Annotated in this window: 18 protein-coding genes; 4 read left to right on the top strand and 14 right to left on the bottom strand. The window is 50.4% G+C overall.

Translation table 11 applies throughout. The annotated features are described in order from the left end of the window. Positions 1-11: 11 nt before the first annotated feature. The 7 genes from tssJ to SPM24T3_RS13230 all read right to left on the bottom strand — a co-directional run bounded on the left by tssJ (position 12) and on the right by SPM24T3_RS13230 (position 8349). A complete protein-coding gene (gene tssJ, locus SPM24T3_RS13260; RefSeq protein WP_009637279.1) occupies positions 12-518 on the bottom strand; it encodes a type VI secretion system lipoprotein TssJ in 507 nt (168 codons plus the stop codon). Between the two features lie 17 nt (positions 519-535). Beyond that, a complete protein-coding gene (locus SPM24T3_RS13255; protein ID WP_009637278.1) occupies positions 536-1015 on the bottom strand; it encodes a hypothetical protein in 480 nt (159 codons plus the stop codon). Between the two features lie 116 nt (positions 1016-1131). Then, the gene (locus SPM24T3_RS13250; RefSeq protein WP_009637277.1) at positions 1132-1512 is read right to left on the bottom strand and encodes a DUF4150 domain-containing protein; all 381 of its coding nucleotides are present in this window, start codon (positions 1510-1512) and stop codon (positions 1132-1134) included. Positions 1513-1542: 30 nt separating this feature from the next. Next, positions 1543-2151 (bottom strand): DUF3540 domain-containing protein, encoded by a 609-nt coding sequence (locus SPM24T3_RS13245; protein WP_009637276.1) that lies wholly within the window; start codon positions 2149-2151, stop codon positions 1543-1545. Between the two features lie 22 nt (positions 2152-2173). Next, positions 2174-3259 (bottom strand): pentapeptide repeat-containing protein, encoded by a 1086-nt coding sequence (locus tag SPM24T3_RS13240; protein WP_009637275.1) that lies wholly within the window; start codon positions 3257-3259, stop codon positions 2174-2176. Next, the gene (locus tag SPM24T3_RS13235; RefSeq protein WP_009637274.1) at positions 3256-5805 is read right to left on the bottom strand and encodes a DUF2169 domain-containing protein; all 2550 of its coding nucleotides are present in this window, start codon (positions 5803-5805) and stop codon (positions 3256-3258) included. Before SPM24T3_RS13235 ends, SPM24T3_RS13240 begins: the two co-directional genes overlap by 4 nt. A gap of 123 nt (positions 5806-5928) precedes the next feature. Next, entirely contained in the window at positions 5929-8349 is a 2421-nt protein-coding gene (locus SPM24T3_RS13230; RefSeq protein ID WP_009637273.1) for a type VI secretion system Vgr family protein, read from the bottom strand. A gap of 733 nt (positions 8350-9082) precedes the next feature. Between SPM24T3_RS13230 and SPM24T3_RS13225 the strand changes: the two genes are divergently transcribed. Both SPM24T3_RS13225 and SPM24T3_RS13220 read left to right on the top strand, forming a co-directional pair. After that, the gene (locus SPM24T3_RS13225; protein ID WP_009637272.1) at positions 9083-9787 is read left to right on the top strand and encodes a hypothetical protein; all 705 of its coding nucleotides are present in this window, start codon (positions 9083-9085) and stop codon (positions 9785-9787) included. A gap of 11 nt (positions 9788-9798) precedes the next feature. Further along, positions 9799-10266, top strand: coding sequence for a hypothetical protein (locus SPM24T3_RS13220; RefSeq protein WP_037378501.1), 468 nt, complete (start codon positions 9799-9801; stop codon positions 10264-10266). 91 nt (positions 10267-10357) lie between these two features. Here the strand turns inward: SPM24T3_RS13220 and yghX are convergent, their stop codons facing one another. The 6 genes from yghX to otsB all read right to left on the bottom strand — a co-directional run bounded on the left by yghX (position 10358) and on the right by otsB (position 18089). Then, positions 10358-11245, bottom strand: a complete 888-nt coding sequence (gene yghX, locus SPM24T3_RS13215) for a YghX family hydrolase (protein ID WP_009637270.1) — start codon at positions 11243-11245, stop codon at positions 10358-10360. Positions 11246-11419: 174 nt separating this feature from the next. Continuing rightward, on the bottom strand, positions 11420-12481 hold the full coding sequence (locus SPM24T3_RS13210; RefSeq protein ID WP_009637269.1) for a YncE family protein: 1062 nt from the start codon (positions 12479-12481) through the stop codon (positions 11420-11422). A gap of 367 nt (positions 12482-12848) precedes the next feature. Next, entirely contained in the window at positions 12849-13604 is a 756-nt protein-coding gene (locus tag SPM24T3_RS13205; protein WP_009637268.1) for an aspartyl/asparaginyl beta-hydroxylase domain-containing protein, read from the bottom strand. A 329-nt stretch (positions 13605-13933) separates the two neighbouring features. Continuing rightward, positions 13934-15589, bottom strand: a complete 1656-nt coding sequence (locus SPM24T3_RS13200) for an alpha,alpha-trehalase (protein WP_009637267.1) — start codon at positions 15587-15589, stop codon at positions 13934-13936. Positions 15590-15867: 278 nt separating this feature from the next. Next, positions 15868-17292 carry an alpha,alpha-trehalose-phosphate synthase gene (gene otsA / locus SPM24T3_RS13195; RefSeq protein ID WP_009637266.1) on the bottom strand — a complete coding sequence of 475 codons (1425 nt, stop codon included), beginning with the start codon at positions 17290-17292 and terminating at the stop codon, positions 15868-15870. After that, positions 17289-18089, bottom strand: coding sequence for a trehalose-phosphatase (gene otsB / locus SPM24T3_RS13190; protein WP_009637265.1), 801 nt, complete (start codon positions 18087-18089; stop codon positions 17289-17291). The genes otsA and otsB overlap by 4 nt, the downstream gene beginning before the upstream one ends. A gap of 555 nt (positions 18090-18644) precedes the next feature. Here otsB and SPM24T3_RS13185 point away from each other — a divergent pair. Next, complete coding sequence (locus SPM24T3_RS13185; protein ID WP_009637264.1) at positions 18645-20330, top strand: thiamine pyrophosphate-binding protein; 1686 nt, start codon at positions 18645-18647, stop codon at positions 20328-20330. 177 nt (positions 20331-20507) lie between these two features. Here SPM24T3_RS13185 and SPM24T3_RS13180 read toward each other — a convergent pair whose 3' ends face one another. Next, positions 20508-21965 (bottom strand): efflux transporter outer membrane subunit, encoded by a 1458-nt coding sequence (locus SPM24T3_RS13180; RefSeq protein WP_037378497.1) that lies wholly within the window; start codon positions 21963-21965, stop codon positions 20508-20510. Positions 21966-22054: 89 nt separating this feature from the next. Here SPM24T3_RS13180 and SPM24T3_RS13175 point away from each other — a divergent pair, with 89 nt between their 5' ends. Then, complete coding sequence (locus SPM24T3_RS13175; RefSeq protein WP_009637262.1) at positions 22055-22669, top strand: TetR/AcrR family transcriptional regulator; 615 nt, start codon at positions 22055-22057, stop codon at positions 22667-22669. Positions 22670-22724 lie beyond the last annotated feature (55 nt).

Here is a 22724-nt window from a genome sequence, read left to right as displayed (position 1 = left end):
CATCAATCAGTTTAATTTTTGTCTTGCTGGATGCTTAAGCCATTGCTGGTGGCAATAATGTGCGCCTTCATTTCGTCGGCCGAGATTTGCCAGAACTTGTAGAAATTGGTGCTCTTCGGTTCGGGAAGCGGCACTGAGATGCGCCATTTTTTACCGTTGATATTTTGATATTCCGCGATGATGCCGAGGTAATGGGCATCAAGCGGCGGTTGTCCGGTCAGGCTGTGCTTTGGCTCTCCCTGAGTCAGGAAGAACTGATTGGTGTCGAGCAGATTGGCACCGAGCAGCGTAGTGGCCTGGGTTTGCAGCGAGTAAAAATCGGCAGACATAAAATCGGCATCGGATTTCAGCAGCAGTACGCGGACCTTAAGTGGCGCGCCGCCGTTGGTGGCTGGCGTGTTATCAACCTGTAACCGATAGTTGGCGGGCACCTGATGCGACGAGGACATACAGCCTGTTAGCAGCAGCGTTGACAACAGCAAACCGCCCAGCCCGGCGGCAAAATTGTGTCTGATCATCATTACCGCCCCGAAAGTTATTTAATGACCCAGGTGGCTGAACTGCCCTGACGGCAGGCCTGCGTGCCGCCGTCAACTTTGACACACTGTGTTGCGCCCGAACGCCGACGAGGCTGAGCAATCACCCCTTCATAAAGATCGCTTTTCACCGCGGCTTGCAGTGGCATATAACCAATCAGCTGATGATCGGGGCGATCCGAAATAGCCAGCCAATTGCTTTCGGCAATACCCAACACTTCGAATTGCTCGCCGTTTTTAACGTATTTGATTAGCTTGCCGCCGTAGCTCGCGTTGCTCATCACTGAGGCGGTGTACAGCGCACGATAATTCAGATTTAACGGAGTGAAGTTTTTTGGCGGTTGCACGACGTGGCGATAGGTCAGGCTCACACCGTCGACTGTGCTGCTGACAAGGGTGTCGTCGGTAGGTGCCGACGGCTTGGGTGCCTGGCAACCGGCCAGAGCAAATAGACATGCCAAAGTTATGATTTTTTTCACGAAATAGCCTTCTTGCTTGATCTCGCAGCGATAATTGCTGCTCTTCTTTACCGAATGACTTAATCAATTAAGCTCATCGGACATCGACGTTTGCTGTGTTACTGCTTCAAAAATTCTTAAGTCGCCAGGATCATTAAAATATGCTGGCTGGGGGTAATGCGCGCGCCGACGGCGTTGGTGGAGTTTTGCATCGTGGTACTGGTCATGCGCGTAGCGGGTGAGCCTTGCATCAGCACGGTGACTGAACCGGTAGTGTGGCGCGACGGCCCCATAAAGGTGCTCGACACCACGCCGCCGTCGACTCCGGCTTCGTCACCGTTGGTTATCGGGGTGATGGTCATCAGATTATGCGCGGGCATATTTTCAATCAGAATATTGTTGGCGCGCGGAATAGCGGTGTTGCCCAGGGCAATATTGGTATAAGTCACGGGGACCGGGGTTTTACAGACATCCGGCAGTGCCTGATCGGTACCGCCACACTGGCAGTTGGCAAACATGGCAACTCCTTGCTAACGATTAAAAAACTCTTAACCCATGTGGATCTGTTTGGCGTCGACTTTGGTCAGCGTTTTACTGCTGATAATCGTGGTGTGGGCATGCATACGGGAAAACTCTTCGACTTTAACGTCGAGCTGGCCGGCACGGACTTGTTCCAGCTGAGTGGTTTTGCGCAGCAGGCGATGGCTGATTTGCGTCACGCTCTGCCAAACGCTTTCGTAGCATTTGCCCATCACTCGGCTCAGATTGACCCAGGCAGATAGTGATTCGCCGCGATAGTTCATGACCTTGACCCGGCAGTCGCCCTGTTGTGCCTCTACGTTAAATTGCGGACTGTTAAATGACAGGGATTCGCTGGCGGTGATGTGCAGTGCGCCTTCAATGCTGAGCTTCGACGGCTGCTGCGTATCGGCGCGCTCCAGCACTGCCAGCAACCAAATTTTCTCCCCGCAATTGGCCAGCAGCACGCGGTCATCAATCTGCGGTTCCAGTAAACAGCTCGCGGCACGCTGACAAATCCAGCCGCGGCCTTCACTGTGTACCAGCAGTTTTCCATCGATTTTTATTTCCACCACCTGGCCCGAGGTTTGCGCGGGCAGGGCATGGGCAACCGTAGGTTTTTTCACAGCAACACTCATAGTGATTACCTTGTGGGGCTTTCTAAAGTTTGTGATTCGTGGAAGCAGGGCCGACACTGCTGCGCCACTCTTCGGCGGCAAACAGCGCTGCATCTTTTTCGATAATGCCGCTGCGTGATGAGAATTGTGTTTTTTCCTGTTCGGCACGATGAAAACGGCTGCGGTTGAACCGCGCATCGCGAAAATCAGCGTGGCTGACGTCAGCATTGGAAAAATCGCTGTTGCCTAAGTCGCATTGATTAAAACGGGCACCGCTGGCCTGACAGTTTTGCATCACTGCCTGAAAAAGGTGGCTGTGGCTGAAATCACAGTGCTGCACATTTGCGGCCGAGAAAATGGCGCGATCAAAAAATCCACCCGTACAAATTGCATGTTGCAGATTGGCATTGGGAAACAGCGTTTGTGCCGCATTGACGCCGCCAAGATTGGCATGTTGCAACGAGGCCTGACTGAAATTACATTGCACTAGTCTGGCGTTGCTGAAATCCACGCGATCCAGCTGGTTCTCGGTGAACTGGCTGCCGGTAAAATCCTGCCCGTGATAGCGGTTTTCACGATGGTCGCAGCGAAAAAATACCCCGCGTACAAATTGGCTGTCGCGCATCGTGGTTTTTCGCAGGTCGAGATTCATAAACGTGCCTTGCTGGCAGTCGACATCGCTAAAATCAGCCCCCAGCAGCGAAGTGTCTATAAAGCCGCTTTTTTCCAGACTGGCGAAGGTAAAGCGGCTTTCTTCCAGCGACCCCTCGTTAAACTGGGTATTTAAATGAATGGTCGAATCAAAATCGCTTTCTTCAAGCCGGCACTGGTTAAACAGGCAATCTCGAAAAACGCAGTCAGCGAACATAGCGCCAGTCATGCTGCACTGGTTAAAAAGCGTTTCTATCAGATTCGCCTGGGTAAAAATCGCGCCGTTCAGCGAGCATTCATTAAATTGAGTGTCATGCAGGTTACTGCCGCTGAAATTGGCGGCAGTAAAATTAACTTCGATAAAACAGCCACCTGACAAGTCCAGCCCGCAGAGTGTTACCGCGTCCAACTGGGCATTTTCAATGATTTCGCCGCGCTTGATCGCCTGCACCAGAGTCTCGGCAGTGTAATCACTCATATCTGCTCCTTGTCGCGGCGCGGTAGGGTTTTGATCCCTTCGGTATAGGCATCGTCAAACAATGTGCCGCCCTCGGTGAGCGACTGCGACAGGTCGGCGCGAAACAGATTGCAGCCGCGCAGATCGCAGCCGGTGAGATTGCTTTTCTGCATGATTGCGCCAATCAGCGAGCTGCCGGTGAGTGCCGCGCCCTGAAAGTCGGTGCGAATAAACAGGCAGTCTGCTGCCTTGATCTCCAGCATTTTTGCCTGCTGCAGCGAGGCTTCGCTGAAATCACAGTTGTTCAGTATTGCCCGGGAGAAATCAGCCTGATGCAGCATCTGTTGACGAAAATTACACTCAACCAACTGCGTATGGCTAAAATTGGCGGACAATAGTTGGCTATCGGAAACCACGGCGCAGTGAGTCAGCCTGGCGGCGAAAAAGTTGGCCTGAGGCGCTACACAAGTCACTAACGTGACGCCGAGTAAGGTGGTTTTTTGCAGGTTTAACCCATCGAAATGGCATTCCACAAAAGAGGTTTGTTTAATCGTGGCGCGGCTAAAGTCCATACCTTCGAGCTTAAGCTGCATCAGTAGGCACTGATCGATCTCTGCTTGATGAAAACGACAGTTCGCCAGCGTCGCTTTGTTGATCATCAGCTCGCTAATTATCGCGTTGTCGAAAATACAGTGCTCGAGTTGAGCATCTTCGAGCTGAATGTCTTTGAGACTCGAACCCGAGAAATCACTGTGATAACACTGCGCCAACGAGAAATTTGCCCCATCGAACAGCGACGCTTTTGCCGACGTGTGGTGCAATTCGGCACGAACCAGCACCGCATTGCGGAAATCACATTCATCAAGCTGGCTGTGGCTAAAATCGACATTTTCCAGCAGTGCCGTTGAAAAATCGGCACCGCGCAAGTCCATACCCGACAAATCAGCGGCGGTGAAATCGAGGCCGCTAAAATCGCGGTCATCATCCATAATCGCCTGCGCACGCTGGCGTTGCAGCAGTGACTCCGCTTCCTGTGGCCGAGGTGGCGCGTTTTGGTGCTGCGCCGACATCAGATAGGTCTGGTAAATCGCCTGCTCGCTCTGCGAGAATTTTTTATCACTGACGCCGAGCTGTTGACGATTGTTGTGCAGCATCTGTTGCTGTCGACGATAGTTTTCGGCACCCCCCGGCAAGTCTTTGTTTTCCGGTACCACACCTTCGCCGCGCTCCAGCGCCTGATCATACTGCGACGCCAGCCTTTCATGGCTGGCTTCAGCCTCAAGCTCCTGGCGCAGAATGTAGTCATACAAGTCTTCATCAGGCTTGGGGCCCGGTTTTTGCGATACGGGGATTAGCTCGTCGATATCGATGCCTTGTCGGGCGAGACGTTGGCGCTGCTGCTCGCGCACTGCATTTTCACGGTTAAGAATATTGTTTTGCATCGGGCTGTGTTGCAGCGGTAATTCCATGTCGGCCCAGGCTCCAATGGCGTTTTCAGGCAATAAATCTTTTTCGCGATAACTCAGCAGAATGGCATGTTCAGACTCGGTACGCTGCTGTAAAACTTTGCGATAATGATTGGGGGAACGGGACTTTCCTCGCTGCTCCAAAGCAGGCATCAGAGTTAAAACATCGGCGGCGTCATCCTCGTTGATACGCTCGCTGCCGTGCCAAATCAGCACCATCTGCTGGCGATGTGGAAAGAAATGAACCGTGGTGCCGCGCAGAGTAATTTCTTCAAACAATACCCCGTCATGGCGTTGGCGCTGCATAAAGCAGCGCGCCTGCCACAGCGGCAAGTTGCCTTCAAGAACGGGAAACTGCGGGTGCATATTTTCGATTCGCCATGGCGCCCCGACAGGCAGTTCCGGCTGTTCAAACCACTGATCGCTGTCGGCATTATTGAATGCTCGCCAGTCAGTATCGCGGGCAAAACCGGGATATTCATGCTGCTGCCATTCGTCGTCATACTGTTGGCCCATCAGCTGTGTACGCCGGGGCAGCGTTAGCGCCAGCGCATCAAAAGTTGCAGGAACAGGGGTATCATGCGGCGCGGTGATGGGCTGCGAAAGTCTTTCCACGTTGGGCAGCGGAGGTAATTCTTCACTCGCTTCTCCCTCGGCTGTAAATCCCATTCCCTGTGGGTTTTCTGCGTATGCCGGGCCACCAAAAGCGTGCGCCCAGTCCAAAGGAATACTTTCAAACGGCTGGGGTTTGCTCGGGCGACCCTCTTGCCAGAGACGATCGCCGCTGACTTTCAGCGCTTTGCCGAGCTCCCCCACTTGAATGCGGGCGACACACTGATGGCTGTCTTGCTGCTGGGGATCGGGCCACGCAAAGCCGGTAGCCAGAAATTCAGCGTGAGTTTTGGGTAAGCCGAAATCTAAAACACCGCCGCTAAATTGCAATTCTTCTGCCGCAAGTTGCCATAATTCCTGATCGGGACGCAGCTGAGGGTTAGCGCTCATATCGGCCAAAGCCAGCACTGAAACCCCCAAGTGGTGCTGGCGCTGCCAGCGGTAAGGACGTTGAATCAATCCCAGACGCAATGGTTTTATAATTTTCATAAGGGACTTTCGACTAGTTGACCTCAGCCTGCGGGGTGCTCTGAGCCGCAATGATTTCTAGACTTGCCAGGAAAATGCGTGAGGAATATGGCTTGGTTGATTTTCAAGAGAGTTGAATAGGGCTTAAGCATCCTTGCCGTCAAAACCATCGAATCCGTCCCAACCGTCTTGACCTGTGTCACCTTTGTCACCTTTCGGGCCCTGAGCGCCGTCTTTGCCATTGGCTCCGTCTTTGCCATTGGTGCCGTCCTTGCCATCGGTGCCGTCTTTGCCGTTGGTGCCGTCTTTGCCATTGGCTCCGTCTTTGCCATTGGTGCCGTCTTTGCCGTTGGTGCCGTCTTTGCCATTGGCTCCGTCTTTGCCGTCTTTACCGTCAGTACCATCTTTACCGTCTTTAGGTTTCGGCGTTTCTTTAAGTTCGATGTCTTTTTGCGGCCCTTCTTTCTGGAATTTCTCATAGGCATCAGCGTCTTTCTTGCGGGCTTCTTTCTTGTCGACCTTGGTTTTATCCTTACGGTACTCCATGATTTCTTTGAGTTTATTAATTTTCTTCTGGGCTTCGCTGTCTTCAGTGCCGCCCACACTAACCCCTGATCTTATTGACATCAGAGTGGTTTGAATCTGATAAAACGGCACGTTGGTGAAACGCTTGAGGTCAGTTTTATAATCTACGGTCGTTTTAGTTCGCGAAAGGTAGGTATAGGCCATCGCCACGCCTTTGACCCCAAAATCGCTGGTGGTTGCGGTCACTGATGAAATGGCGTTAATCGTGCCGTTAAGGCCGTTGATCGACAGGCCAATTCCGGTGGTCGCGAAGCTGGCTCCGGTAACAATCCAGTAAGATCCGCGTGAAGTATGGTTGGTGGTGGGAGCAGTTACTGACACCGTATCATCACTGGTGATATCGATTTTTCCCGGTGACCAGATTTTTATCGCTTCGTCGCTGGTGGACGCCGAGTACAGCTTGATGTCATCGTTGGCGGAGATATTCAGCGTTTTTTGCGAGTGAATATCCATGGTCTCTTCACCCTCGGCATCATCAAAATACAAAAAGCTGCCGTTGGTGACTTCAGTGCTGCCCTTGGTCCGAGACCAGATACCTGATTTAGTTTCTGACCACTCTCCCGCAACCGCCTCGGTTCCATCGCTCGAGGTGACAGCGATAGGCAGGGTTCGCAGATTGTTATAAACCCGACCGGTGATGATCGGCGAATGCGGATCGCCATTGATAAAATCGACAATCACTTCCTCGCCAACCCGCGGAACCTGATAGTTTCCGTACTGATTTCCGGCCCAGGCGCTGGAGACGCGCAGCCAGCACGAATAAAGCTCTTGTTCGTTTGCAGGCTTGTACCACAGGAACTTCACTTTCACCCGGCCATACTCATCAGTGGAAATGGTTTCATCCCCCGTGCCGGGATCTTTCACCACCATGGCCGTTTGAGGTCCGCTGGTGCGTGGCCAGGGTGAAGATCGCTGTGGTCGATAATTAACGGTTGCGGGAATGACGGAGAACACAAAACGATGTTCATTGATATCCTCGTCATTGGTGGTGTAACTGTTTTCCGTCAGGGTGTAAGCCACCTGGGTAATCATGTATTGCTGGCCTTCATCGCTGCTGCGAGGCGCTTTGGCCAAAGAAAATGTATAACCGGGCGCGAGACCAAATGCGTCGCCCTCGCCGTGGGTTTTAGCCTGCTGGGCGATATATTCCTGCTGTCTGATTTGAGTGTACTGAGTTCCGTCAGCCGGTTCGCTATATTGCCCCGGCCACTCGATGCGCGTGGCGGTATTGCCAGCCTTCGAGTCACTGACTTGAGCTGTCGAGGAGAGATCGGCGTCTGATTTCAGATAGTTATAATCATCGTGTCGATACATGCTGGGACTGATGGATTCTGTGACGTGCCAGGTATCGATACTCTCCTCGTTGACATACAGCCCGCTGCTGGCCTGATGATATTCAATCGTCGAATATCCCGGGAACGGTTCATGTGCCGAGGGAGAGTCGGCGAGTACCAAGGTCTGGTTGTCCATTTCGTGTTTGAAATAGAAATAGATCCCTTCGTGCTCCATCAGCCTGCTGATGAAAGCAAACATCGATTCCTGGTACTGGACGCAGTAATCCCACACGCGGTAGGTACCGGAGAGCTTGTCTTCGCAGGTGATATTATATTCACCCAGCACCGCAGTAATAATTTCCCTGGCGGATTTATTTTCCCAGATTCGAAAGCCGTAATTCTGGGTGAGGTACCAAAGATTAGGGCGGATCGTGGCCCGGTAAACAAAATATTGCTCGTTATGTGCCTCGTGACCAATAAACTCCGTGCGGATGATAATGCCGCTCAGATAGCGGACGGTGAAGGGATTCGGTCGTAACTCCAACGTCAGCGGCTGGCCTAACAGGCTCTTGATATCCACTGAATTATCAGTGCTGAGTAATTCAACATTGAACTCATAACAACCGGATAATATTTCGCTGCCGGTCATGGATTTAAATAACAATCCACTGCCGAGAGAGGTATGTGCAATGACGACGCGATCCATATAAAAAAGCACCCTTGAGGCATAGCTACCGCACGACTAGGGACAAATAAATTGTCCATAGCGAGAAGAAATAACGTGAATTTATTAATTACCAAATCTTGACAATACCTTTACAAATAATCGATCCGCATAAATTGATCAAGATAGGATTACTCCTAAAGCCAATATTTATGACTTGGCTCCCTTTTTATTACAGAAATTATAATGATTCATCAAGTGTTTTTATAATTGCTAGCATTATTTAACTTGTTGATTTTAAATCATAATTTAATATTTAATTTTTATTTAAATCATGTAATTAATGACAGAAACAATTTTATAGCCATATTTTAGCTATGTGATGCGGATCGATATTTTTTTGAGCTTTTTAATTGACTTTAGAAGATGGCGAAACTTAAGTAAGTTTATCCAATAAGTAGTTTTATAGGGTTATTAAATGGTGGCATCATTTCATTTTATTATGCCTGAGAGGAATGAATGTCATGATTATTAGGAATAATGTCCTATTTGTACGCATAAATTATTTTATTTTAATTGTTAATTATTTATCTTGCAGTTATCAAGAGCATATTTATGGGTATAAATTAAACTTAATCTTAAGTGAATTTTATGTGAGAAATATTCAATGAGATCCTGAGGGAAATTCATCGGCAGAGCAAGGTAATAAAAATCTTATTTTTTCTCTATTAGCACTTACAATGAAATTATGAGCTAGTTTTCGTGGGGGGCGATTATGGATACAACAGAAGAAGATTATAAAAAAATATGCCAGGCTACTCTTGATGGCTTACAGGGCGAATTAGCGAACGGTGGCACCTATCTCACTATCGATCCCAGGCTTAGGCTTGAATATTCTAAACTGATAAAAGCGACGTCTAATGACCTTACCGGCAGAGCCGCAAGTGGTGTAATAAGCTGGGAGCAGGCCGCCAGCGAAGCACAGGATATGCGCAATAGCATCATGGAAATGATCCGAGGCAGAAGCACACCCCTTGGGCGTGCCATGGCCCAGCAGCTAAAAAGGGAGGGTAAAACCCTAAATGCTTTGATAGCTTACAAAACTCGGCAGAATTTCGGCGAATCGGCGATTTTTAATAATTTAAGCGAACTACAGAAAAATAAAATCTATGCTGATATTGTAAAGTCTGCAGGGAAATCCAATCCCCGCGTCAATGCCAAAATGCTGACCTATTCGCGAGCGGGCAAGGGGCTATTGGTCTTGTCATTGGCGGTGTCGGTTTATGTGATTGCGACTTCGGACGACAAGGTCGCCGCGGTCAAGCAGGAGGCTGTTGTCACAGGGAGCGGCATTTTAGGCGGCATGGCGGGCGGTGCTGTTGCAGGACTGATGTGTGGCCCCGGCGCCCCGGTTTGTGTCACGATCGGTGCATTTGTGGGCGGCGCGCTGGCGTCGATGGGGATGAGCCTCGCCTGGTAAAACAAGGAGTAATGATGAATTTTACTGATTCGATTACGCTACATATTATTCACGAAGATACCGAGTTTACCCCGGCCAAGAGTGAAATCCTGTTTGAGGCGACGCCCACTGGCACCTTTATCGAGGGAAAAATACTCGAAAAAGCCGTGGCGTTGGATAACGGCTACCTGCTGTTCATTACCGATGATATTCCTGAGGAAGAGTTTCTCACGGTATTGTTATGCAACAAAAAATTTGAGTTACTCGACAAGGCGCTCATTGGGTCGGCGATGTCTACCGGGGATTTACGCGATGTGCAGTTGCACGGTGACGAAGTTCATTTCAGGTTTATCGGCGATACTGTCTGGCGGCTTCGACCGCTTGCGCATCCTGCATTACGCTTGCCTTTGCTCAGCGATCCTCGTGGAGTTTCACGCCCTCTGGGTTTGAGGCAGCATTTTACTTTGCATGCCGAGCCTAAACGCGCGAGCCAGAGATAAGGCTGGCGCGTTCAGGTTTGCTATTTTGTACAATTTGCCATGTCGTATAATTTGCCATGTTAAACAATTTGCCATGTTATACAACAAGGGGTTACACCAGATATTTGTTAAACCATTTTATGGTGCGACTCCAGGCAAGATCTGCCGCAGTTTTGTCATAGCGCGGTGTAGAGTCATTGTGGAAGCCGTGATTGGCCCCTTTATAAAGGTAACCTTCATAGGTTTTTCCAGAGGCTTTTAGCGCAGCCTCGTAGGGCGGCCAGCCATCGGTGATGCCTTTATCCAATTCGGCATAGTGCAACAGCAAGGGGGCATTGATACGCGGAACGTCCTCGGCTTTTGGCTGCCTGCCGTAAAAAGGCACGGCAGCTGCCAACTCGGGAAATGCCACCGCCGCGGCATTGGCGACGCCGCCGCCATAGCAAAAACCGGTAATCCCGACTTTTCCGTTGGTTTGCTGGTGATGCATCATAAAATCAACAGCGGCAAAAAAGTCATTCATCAACTTGGTCGGATCCACCTTCTGCTGCAGCTCCTTACCTTTGTCATCATTGCCTGGATAGCCGCCAACCGAGGTTAAACCGTCGGGGGCCAGCGCGATAAATCCGGCCTTGGCGACGCGGCGGGCGACGTCTTCGATATATGGATTTAAACCACGATTTTCATGCACCACCACAACCGCCGGCGTTTTGCCCGTCGCTCCAGCCGGTTTGACCATATAGGCCCTGACATCGCCGTTGCCTTCAGGGGATTGATAATGAATATATTCAGGTACGATTGCCGGATCGGTGAACTCGACCTGCTGGGCCAGCGCATAGTTTGGGCTCATGTAGCTCAGCAGTGTCATGCCCGCCATGCCACCGACAGTGTATTTCGCCGCCATTGAAAGAAACTCGCGCTTGGTGATTTTTCCGTGAGCGTAATAGTCATAAAGTTCAAGCAATTCAGGGGGGAAATCTTTGGCTGTCAGGCGTGTCATGGCAACTCCCGATGTGATGAATCTGATGTTGGAATGAGAACTTCGGAAAAGTGATTTCAAGATTTGAACAGAAAAGGTAACAGCTAAAATATAGCCGTTGTCATCAGTTTCGCCTCATTAATGCCCTCGACCAGGGCTATAACTGGCACCGGCCGAGGGGTTGAGATTCAAAAGTTATTTAAAAGTTACGCGAACGACTTCATCAGGCGCGGTGGCCTCTTTCTGTCGGCTGGATTCTTGCTTCACGCTGACATACAGGGTTTGCCCGTCGTCGGAAATGGCCAGGCTCTGTGGATGCGTCGGGATATCCAGCGTTTCCAGTACTTTATAGCTAGTCGCATCTATAACGCTAACGTTGCCCGCATCACGGTGAGTCACATAGACTTCGTTACGTGCCGGGTTGAATAGCACCGCCAGAGAGGCTGGAATCGCTATCTTGTGGATTATTTTCCCGTTTTCGGTATCTAAAACCAGCAGGCTTGGTTCTTTCGAATCGGTCACGAAGGCACGGTGCTTCGCGGTATCCAGGCTGATATTCAGGTAAAAGTGTTCACCGGGGTTATCAATTTTCACCCGAGACAGAATCTTGTCGGTTTTGGTGTCTACTGTCAGGAACTCGCCATCAGCGTTGGTGATGTACAGGCGAGAAGCTTTGGCATCAATGGCCAGGCCGGTTGCCATTTTCCCAGCACCTTCAATCGTGTGACGAAGCGTCAGGTTTGCACCATCGACTACCCAAATCACGCTCTCTTTACCCAAACCGCCGACGTAAAGCGTGTTGGTCGCCTCGTCTACAACCAGTTCACGCGGTGCCAGCGGGCGTTCCTTTTCAGTGCGCGGGCGGTTATCCAATACCAGTTCTTGCAGCACTTTATTGGTTTTGGCATCAACCGAAGTCACTGCGCTGCTGGTGGTATTGCCCAGAAAAACAGTATCCGTTTTGCTGTTCAGCGCCACGCCAAAAGGTTTGAGGTTGGTTTTTATGGATTGGCTCACGGCAAGGCTGCTCGGGTCCAAACGGTATAATGCACCACTTTTATCCTGGCGACCCTGAGAGGACGCGACAAATAGCGCTTTCTGATCAGCACTATAGGCTAATTCATAAACGCCTTTGTCGACCGCTTTTCTTTCCATTGAGACGTGAATTTCAGCGAACGGCGAGGTTGAAAAAAGAACCGAAGTCAGCAGCAATGCCGAGGTAATTCCCTTTTTGGCAGGTGTAAAACGAGATGACATTATTTTCTCCCTAAATTACTGATTATTCCCTTCCTGCCTCGTGTTTTCAGGCTGTAAAACCAGTCCTGTTCTCAACAGATATCAGGCGAAAGGAAGGCTGAATTTTTTCGCGGTAATAATTATCATTAACTACCGCAAATGAAAAGCATTATCATTAAATTTTATGGGCAGGTTTAAGCTGCGCAGGGATATAGCGCGCAGAGTCGCGGGTTCACAGGGGAGTTGGGAGCGAGATATTGTGTGAGGAGACTGCCTTCCAGCCGCCTCATTTTGTTGTATATAAAACAAGACGCTGGATAGGCAGAAATTTTAGAGCCTGAGATTCAGCAGCAATAGGCAGCCTGCCGATCCTTGGGAGCTCCAAATCTTAGTGGGTACTTTTTTTCCAGTTCGAAAGGTTCTTGATTGGTTTTCTGACATACGGGCTTGCCTTGATCAAGGCAAACAGAATGTTGTTGAAGAAGGTGCCCACTTTATCCATCGGGCGAACGACGTCCAGGAACAGCACGGCACGCATCTCGTCGGTATCATTCAGCACTTCATGCTCGTAAGAGTCATCAAACAGCAGAACTTTACCTTCTTCCCAATGCAGGATTTGATCATCAACGCGAATCCAGACCTTTTCGCGTTCTTTTGGCACCTGAAGACCCAAATGAGCACGGACTACGGCACGAGTCGGGCCTTTGTGGGGAACGATGTGGTAATGCGGCTTGAGAATCGAGAACATCGCGGTATACATCCCCGGGATGGAGCTGATGGCTTCAGCGGTGCGAGGGCAGATCTCGCAGTTTTGCTCAATTTTCTGGCCGTACACATACATGCCAAAGGTTTTCCAGTTGTCTCCCTTGGAAATTTTCTTTTGATCCGGGGAGATTTGGTGGAAAGCTGGAATATCCTCCGGGTGCTCAAGCAAGTGATCGAGCTCCGCGCGTATTTCAGGCCATGCACTTTCCAGACGCTCTACCCAGTCAAATTCATCATTATTGATTTTTGGGGTCGTAGAGATCAGAGAATGGCGCGCCTGAAAACGTCCGTTCCAGCGTAAAAAATGTTTAGCGATTTTTTTAGGCAACCGACGCCAGAGAGGACGCGATTTGGGTTTGTTTTCTTGAATATCTTGCATAGTGAGATTAACTCCCTGTCTGATAACGTCACTTTGCGCTCCGAGCCTGCAACAACTTAAGGGAAAGCAGATAGCGCTGTTTCTAATAAACTTTCACTCTAGGAATGACCCTATTTCATTCAGACAGTGAATACTCAATCCACTTTAGTAACGACTTTTTTATCTATCAACGTCCGAAAATGCTTAGTTATCTTCTCGTTTATGTTTGAAGCACTAAAAGTTAATTTGCAGGGAGTTTGAAGCAAGGATCTTGGGGGAGGGGAGCGATAGAAATGGAAAAGCCACCTTTTAAAGTGGCTTTTTATCATTTGAGAGGCGTCTAGATTGATTTAATCAAAATTCTCGCCATACAATCCGATGAGCCGGCGGACAACGCCGTTGGTCCAGCCGAAGCCGTCCTGCAATGGATACTCACCACCGCCGCCTCCCTGGGCTGTGTCACCGAAGATATGGTATTTTTCGATCAGTTTGTGGTGTTGCTTATAAAAAGTATTCACCGTTCTCAGCCAGCTACGAGCAATTTCGTCACCCAAGGCGTCATTGCCGTACTGTTTGAAGCCCTGAATCGCCATCCATTGAAGCGGCGCCCAACCGTTGGGTTTGTCCCACTGCTCGCCGGTATCATACTCGGTCGCCATAATGCCGCCCGAAGTCAATAAACGCTTACGCACCGCTTCTGCCAGTTTGTCAGCCTGATTATGCGTGGCCAGGCCGACATAGAGCGGGACAACGCTGGCGGCCGAGAACAGCCCAAACTGCTGGCGATGCCAATCGTAGTCGCGGAAACAGCCTTCATCTTCGCCCCACAAATAGTTATTCATCGCCTTGCGGCGATCTTCCGCTTTCTGGCGGAACAGCGCCTGGGTATCTTTCTCGCCCTTGAGTACTGAAATATTGGCAATGACGCTTTCCAGTTTAAACAAGAAGGCATTGAGATCGACCGGGATATATTTTGTGGTACGAATACTCGCCAGGCGATCCGGATCGCGCAGCCAGCGTGACGAATAGTCCCAGCCTGATTCGGCCCCGGCACGCAGATCGCGATACACCTCGTTAGCCGGACGGCTCGAGTGCTTCGCCGTCTCGACATCCTCGCGCCATGACTCATCGCGCGGCGTGTCCCTGTCATCCCAGTAACGATTAAGCAGAGTACCGTCGGGCATTCTGACCGCGTGTCGATAGGCCTGATTTGGCGCCAGCGATTCAGAACCGTCCATCCAGAATTCGTATTCTTTCTTGAGATGGTCGAGATAACGCCGTGCTCCGCGAACTCCGTCTTCTTCAAACAGTTCCACCATCAGCGCAAACACCGGCGGCTGGGAACGGCTTAAATAATAGGTCCGGTTGCCGTTGGGAATGTGGCCATAAATTTCTGTTAGCCAGGCAAAGTTGTCCGCCATGGTACGCAGCAAATCGTGGCGACCACTTTCGGCCAAACCGAGCATCGAAAAGTATGAGTCCCAATAATAGGTTTCGCTAAAACGACCACCGGGCACGATATAGGCCTGCGGCAGGGTCAGCAGCGATGACCACGGAATATGGTGTTCAGGCTCGCGTGTCAGCACTGGCCAGAGGTTGTCGATGTGCTCCTTAAGGGTATCGCCGGGGTTGGAAACGTAATCGCTGCCATAATCCTTGGGCATCCAAAAGTGCTTTTCGACAAACTTCTTTAAGTCGAACTGTGGGTGCTTATTAATTTTCCGATAACGGATCAAAATGTCCAGCGGGTCCATTTTAGGCGGACAATCGGGGAAAGTTTTGCTGTCGGGAAAAATTCGCGCTGTCTGCACGTTCTCAAAAAGTTCTAAATAACGGTCGGCCGGGGTCAGGGCATCCGACTGCGGCAACCCTTCGATCATTTCCGGCTCTGGCTCGGCATCCATCATTTTTTCTAAGATCAGCTCGAGTGGCTCAAGCTGAAATTCTTTGTTCTGGTCGAGCTCGAAATCTATTTCTTCAACTGTCTGTAATTTAGAGTTGTGCATACGCTACAAACCTCTTCATTGCGTCCAAATTTACGGGATGCATCCCGTGCTTATCTTTAATAAGTGTAGACATTCGCCTGCTTATCAACCGTAAAAGCGTGCGCTTCATCACATTTCCATGGAGCACGAATGGTCCAGAAATCCATAACATATTCATTACGCTGCTAAAAAAAGACACTAACGGTTGGGGCAAACACCTAAATTTGAGGTGATTTGTTTGAAACTATTTATGAACAGCCCCGATCTGGGGCTGATTAGGTAAGAAAACGGTCATCAGGTCAGGAAGCGGCGTGTTCCGCTACCGCGCCATGGCCGCTGTTACGAACCGGGATGGCCTGTAAATCTTCGACATAGCTTTTACTCCACTGCGCGATATCATTCTTGCGCAGTAACTCCATCATCTCGTTGTAGCGTGAAATACGTTCTTCCAACGGCATATTCAATGCCTGATGCAACGCTGCGGCCACTTCGTCACGGTCGTAAGGATTGACGATAAGCGCGGCGGTCATCTCGTTAGCGGCACCGGCGAAGCGTGAGAGCACCAGCACGCCGGGATCTTCAGGATTCTGCGCCGCAACGTACTCTTTGGCAACCAGGTTCATACCGTCGCGCAGGGGCGTCACCAGGCCGACATCAGTAAGTCTGAACAATTTCATCAACAGGCGGCGATCAAAATGCTGGTTAAGATAGAACAGAGGCGTGCTGTGCAATGAACCGTATTTTCCGTTAATGCGGCCAACCTCCATCTCCAACTGATGACGAAGGTCCTGATAAGCAAGAACATCGCCGCGCGAGGTGGGCGCAATCTGCGAATAACGCACGTTGCCTCGATGCTGCGGAAAGTTTTCCAATAAAGCCTCAAAAGCCAGGAAACGTTCCGGCAGGCCCTTGGTATAATCCAGACGCTCGCATGAAATAATATTTTGCACGTCGCCGAGATCTTTTTTCATTGCGGCCATTTTCGGCGGCAACGGGCCTTCGGCCATCTCTTTTATGCTGTCCGGTGAAATACCAATCGGGTAGACCTCGGTTTTAAAGGTATTGCCGTAGGCGCGATGCGTTTTCTCGTCGATTTCCTCCAACAGATCTTGTTGCTTGAGATTCTCAACGAAAGCCATGCGATCGGCCTCGGTCTGGAATCCCAGCAGGTCGTATTCGCACATCATTTTCAGCAGTTCCTGATGCGTCGGTAACGAATTGAATATTTCAGGCGTTGGGAAAGGAATGTGCAGGAAGAAACCGATGCGATTATTAACGCCAATTTTTCGTAACGCGGCGGCAAATGGCAGCAAGTGATAATCGTGGATCCACAATACGTCATCTTCTTTGATCAGCGGTTTTAAGCGCTTGGCCAGCAAGTCGTTGACCTGACAGTAAACTTCCCAGGCTTCACGCTGGAAATCCACCAGGTCGATTCGATAGTGGAAAGCCGGCCACAGAACGGCATTGGAAAACTGACAGTAATAAAGGTCGTAATCGTTTTGATTCAACGGCATCGAGGCATAAGTGATCCCATCGTGCTCGACCACGCTTAATTCATCGTCTTCTTCGCCAGATATTTCGCTTATCTCTCCGTTCCAGCCAAACCATAGTCCACCGGTGGTTTTCAACGCATCCAGAACGCCGACCGCCAATCCGCCCGCGCTGGCTTTTGAATTATCAGGAATTGCTATTCGGTTAGAAACTACCACTAAACGACTCATAACCTTGACCCCTTACCTGCATTATCTTGTTTTAATTGTAATAGTGTTTTTTCCAGCCAGTCGTAAACGTCCGCAACCTGACTTAGGTGATATCGGGCATGGCCTGCGCCATCACCGACCTTGACTGAAATTCCCTGCACGGCATTTACCGTGAGAAATCCTTTCTCGTCTGTCAGGTCATCGCCGACAAAAACCGGTATTCTTCCCGCGAACGGGGCGTGCTGCATAAAGGTCTCGATAGCTGCGCCTTTATCGATGCCTTGCGGTTTAATTTCTACCACACATTTGCCAGGCTGTAGCGCCAGTTCAGGGAAACGAGCCACCGCCGTTTCGGCAAGTTCCAGCACCTGCTGCTGATACTCCATGGCCTGACGATAGTGCAGGGCAAAGGCCATACCTTTGGCTTCGAGCAGGGTGCCGGGCAGGGTAGACATTTTTTCTTCAAGCATTTTTTGCAACGGCTGCGCCACATCTTCAGGCAGCTGGACCCGATGAACATTGCCACCGGCATCACGAAGTTCAGCGCCGTGGACGCCGGCCATCGGTAAAGTGAGTGGGGACGCGAGCTGGTCGAGCTGAGTAATAGGGCGTCCAGATACTAACGCCACCGCTCCGCCACAGATAGCTGAAAGCGACTGCAAGTTGGCGCGTACTGTTTCGGGGATGGTCACGGCGCCCGGATTTTGCTGTATTTCGGCCAAGGTGCCGTCAACGTCGAAAAAGAAGGCGTACTGATGGCTGGCCTGAAAAGAAGGAGGCGGTAAATCTGTTGAATTCTCTGTCACTACGGTACTCAAAATAATTCTCCTGTCTGCTTCTGCCTTTGATAGGGAAAACATGCACGGTTCGAAATGATATAGGCATGTGGCGTTAAGGCAGGATCTAACGAATTAATTTCACTTAACTCGTAAAAGGTGCGCTTTACTCTAAATTTTTAGCAACATAAACTTTTAACAACATAAACTTCTAACTGCATCGAAAGTTATTAATGCCACGACGGTAAGATTTGTGACTTGAAATCAATGAACAAGAACATGATAAATCTTAATAGCGACAATTATTTTATAGGGCTCTACCCTTGAGTGTAGTCGCTGGTGGCCATTTTTTCCAAGAACCCAGGCTTTCCAGTACCTGAGAGGGTTGCTGTGCGCTCACGAATGCTGCCACCCAGGCAGATACAGAATAATAGTATTTTTGACCTTATTTTCCCTTCGTGAAGAAAAATCATCATCTAAAATAAAATTACATAATTAAATAAATAATCAATGGCTAATAATCCTATTTTTCCGGCTACATTTAATTGCCTCTTTATTAACCTGGACGGGCTTAATTAATCATTGGAGTTCAATACCGTGACTGTCATTAAATCTTCAGCATTAAATAATCGCCGTGGGGCAGATGTTCTGTTGGAAACTCTGCACAGTGAAGGTGTCGAATATATCTTCGGCAACCCCGGTACCACTGAACTTCCACTGATGGATGCTTTGTTACGCCATCCGGCGTTGAAATACATCCTCGCCTTGCAGGAAGCCAGCGCAGTGGCGATGGCTGACGGTTATGCCCAGGCCTCCGGCAAGCCGGGATTTCTGAATTTACACACTGCCGGTGGGCTGGGACACGGCATGGGCAACCTGCTCAATGCCAAAGTTTCACAGACGCCATTGATAGTAACGGCGGGTCAGCAAGATACCCGCCACTCAATAAGCGATCCGCTTTTATATGACGACTTGGTCAGCATTGCGTCACCGGCGGTGAAATGGGCTCAGGATGTCTCTAACGCTTCCCAGTTGCCGGTTTTGCTGCGCCGCGCCTTTCATGATTGTAATGCTGCGCCGAGCGGGCCGGTATTTCTCTCCTTGCCGATGGACATCATGGATCAGCTCAGTGACGTCAGCATTGGCGAGCGTTCAGAGATTGATCGCCGGGCAGTTGGAGGCTCATTGCCGCGATTGGCCGAGGTTCTGGCGCAGTGCACGCCAGGCAAATTAGCGATTATTGCCGGTGATGAAATTCATACCAGCCGTGCGACAGAGCAAACCATCAAGGTGGCCGAACTGTTGAGCGCGCACGTTTATGGCTCTTCCTGGCCATCACGGATCCCATATCCGACCTCACACGCTCTGTGGCGCGGCAATATGCCGACAACGGCGACCGGTATCGCCGAAATTCTCGATAACTACGAGGCGATTTTTGCCCTCGGCGGCAAATCGCTAATCACCATTCTGTACAGTGAAGGACCGGCGGTACCCGATACTTGCGCGGTTTACCAGCTCTCGGCGGATGTCAATGACCTGGGGCGTTCCTATGCAACCAAGCTATCCATCGTCGGGGATATCAAGGCCTCACTTAATGCCTTTTTGCCGCTGCTGGAGCAGGCAACGGCGGCGAAGCGTGAAAGCTATCACGCGTTTATGGCTCAGGCGAGTGACCAGCGGAAATTTGCCCGCGAGCAGTTGGAGAAAATCGTCGCCGAAAAATTCAGCCTGCCGGTGATAGCGCCGATTGTTGCTGCCCACGAGGTGGTAAGAGCGATTGGCCCCGACGTGACTATCGTCGATGAAGCACTTTGTGTGTCGCCGCTGATGCGCAAATTCCTTACCAGTCATAATTCCGGGCATTACGCTTTTATGCGCGGCGGTGCATTGGGCTGGGGGATGCCAGCGGCAATTGGTTATTCGCTCGGGTTAGGCAAACAGCCGGTGGTATGTCTGGTCGGCGACGGCGCGGCAATGTACTCGCCGCAGGCGATGTGGACCGCTGCCCATGAGAATCTGCCCATTACCTACGTAGTCATGAACAATCAGGAATACAACATCCTGAAGAACTTTATGCGCGGCCAGGCGCATTATTCCTCTGCACAAACCAACACGTTTATCGCCATGGACATTGTTAATCCCAAAGTTGACTATTTGGCGCTGGCGCAGTCGATGGGGTTGCCGGGGCAACAGATTCGTCGTGCTCAGGATATTGCACCGGCCATCGAGGCGGCGATTGCCAGCGGCATGCCGAATCTGATTGAGGTCATTGTCAGCGCGTGACAGGCAGCACTTTGGCCACTCGCGGCTGAGTGGAGACATGCGCTGATGCCAAACCGGCAACTTCTATGAGGATTGAAAGATGCCGAGCTTTTGACTAACAGGATAGCGACTGACCTATGACCAGCGTGGAGCAGGAAGTAGCCTCTTTTTTGTGATCTCTCAGTACGGGCATCATTTTTATGGCGTGTTTGGTAAAGTTCCTGGCGGCTGCCAGCCACCTCCAAGCGCCTTGAATGTGGCAACAGCTGCGCGCGCCGATTCTGTCTGTGCTTGCGCCCTTGCATCAGAAACCTGCAACAAGGTTTCGTCGTTATGCAGGACGTCAATCAGGCTGGCTGTGCCTTGATGATAGGCAATAAAAGTAGATTGGCGGGCGCTAGCCAAAGCAGTTTCACCTACGGTAAGCGTTGCCGTCTGTATTTCGCGATTGAAAAGGGCAGAAAACGCGTTTTCAACATCTTCAGTGGCTTGTAATACTGACAGGCGATAAACGGCAAGCGCCTCTGCTTGCTGACCTTTTGCCTGATCAATTTGGGCATTGATACGGCCTAAGTCGAAGAGCCGCCAGCGTAGTCCCAGTACGCCAGCCGACTGGTTGGCACCACTGGAGAAGAGATTGCCGCTCGAAACAGCCGTAGCGCTGCCAAGCAATGCACTGAGTGAAAACTTCGGATAATACTCACTGATGGCCACACCGATGCGTGCATTTGAGGCTGCGAGACGGCGCTCGGCGACAATAATATCGGGTCTACGCCGGAGCAGATCGGCAGGCGTTCCCGTTGAGGTCATCTGCGGTACTTGAGGGATGCTGGCCGGCAAAGCCAACTGAGCACGATGGGTACCAGGAGGAGTGCCAAGCATAACGTCCAAGGCATTCATCGCGGTATCAAGTCCTGTCTTGATAATCGGCACGGTTGCCTGAACCTGTGACAATTCCCCTTCGCTCTGACGGACTTGATACTCGGGAGCCAGCCCTTTGCTTTGGAGTAGCTGCACTTTTTCCAGTAGCGCCTGCTGTGTGGTGACTTGTTGGTGTGCAATCGCCAGCCGACTTTGTAATCCACGTACAGTGATATAAATATCAGCAGTTTTGGCTGCCACGGCAAGGCGGGTTGCGATGACGTCAGCTTGAGAAGCCTGATAGTCAGCCAATGACGCCTGGCGACTCCGGCGCAGTCCGCCAAAAACATCAATTTCCCAGCTTGCGTTCAGATCAGTTTCATAGGCATTGCCGTAGCGATTATAATTCTGGGTCGAATTTAGAACCTGGCCAAGCGGAGTTTCGACTGACTGTTCGGCGCGCGCGGCTTGTCCGCTGACGTTTGCGGATGGCAACAGAGCCGCTGTTGCCTCGCCAAGTCCGGCACGGGCCTGTGTCATACGAGCTGTTGCCTGGGCGAGAGTGAGATTTTGTGCCAAAGCGTCAGAAACGAATTTACTTAGCAAAGGATCGTTAAAGCTCTCCCACCACACTGCAAAATTGGCGGGGTGGGATGCGTTTTTCGGTTGGACAACAGGTTGAGCCTGATACCGTGGCGGGAGTGACACGTCAGGACGATGATAATCAGGCCCGACTGTGCAACTTGTCAATAAACTGGCGCCAACCACCAATGCAAGAGTCCGTATAGGGAACATTGATATTCCTTGAGTCAATTTTGGATTGTGACTAGATTACCAAATGGTCACTCGTTGTCAATTATGGCTCATTGAGCTAAGCTGGAAAAATGACGAAACGCATAGACGCAAATCCCTCGCGGGGACCCTCGGACCACAGTGTCCGAGATCAGGTGGTGGAAGCCGCCACAGAGCATTTTGGACATTTTGGATATGAAAAAACCACCGTATCTGATTTGGCTAAATATATCGGTTTTTCAAAAGCATACATTTATAAATTTTTCGATTCCAAGCAGGCTATTGGTGAGGTTATCTGTTCTAACCGGCTGGAAATGATCATGGCGATTGTTAATTCGGCAATTGCAGATGCGCCAACGGCCTCGGAAAAATTGAGGCGTTTATTCAGAGCGCTGACTGAAGCAGGGAGCGATTTATTTTTTCATGACCGTAAGCTTTACGACATTGCTGCAGTCGCCGGGCGAGATGGGTGGCCTTCAGCACAAAAGCATGAACAGCGCGTGCGTCAGCTGATTGAGCAAATCATTCTTGAGGGGCGTAAAACCGGTGAGTTTGAGAGAAAAACGCCACTTGATGAGGCTGCCTATGCCTTATATCTGGTGATGCGGCCTTACATCAACCCCGTTCTGCTGCAATATAATCTTGAGACAGCATCCGCAGCTGCGGCGCTACTTTCATCGTTAATTTTGAGAAGTTTGTCACCGTGAGTGAGTCACGGTGAGTTTGTGACTATTGACATTATTGGTCACTAGTCTGAGAATG

This window comes from Serratia sp. M24T3, from assembly GCF_000257645.1.
Taxonomy (GTDB): Bacteria; Pseudomonadota; Gammaproteobacteria; order Enterobacterales; family Enterobacteriaceae; genus Rouxiella.
The sequence above is the reverse complement of the archived record's forward strand: the minus strand, read 5'-3'. Positions and strand labels throughout refer to the sequence as shown.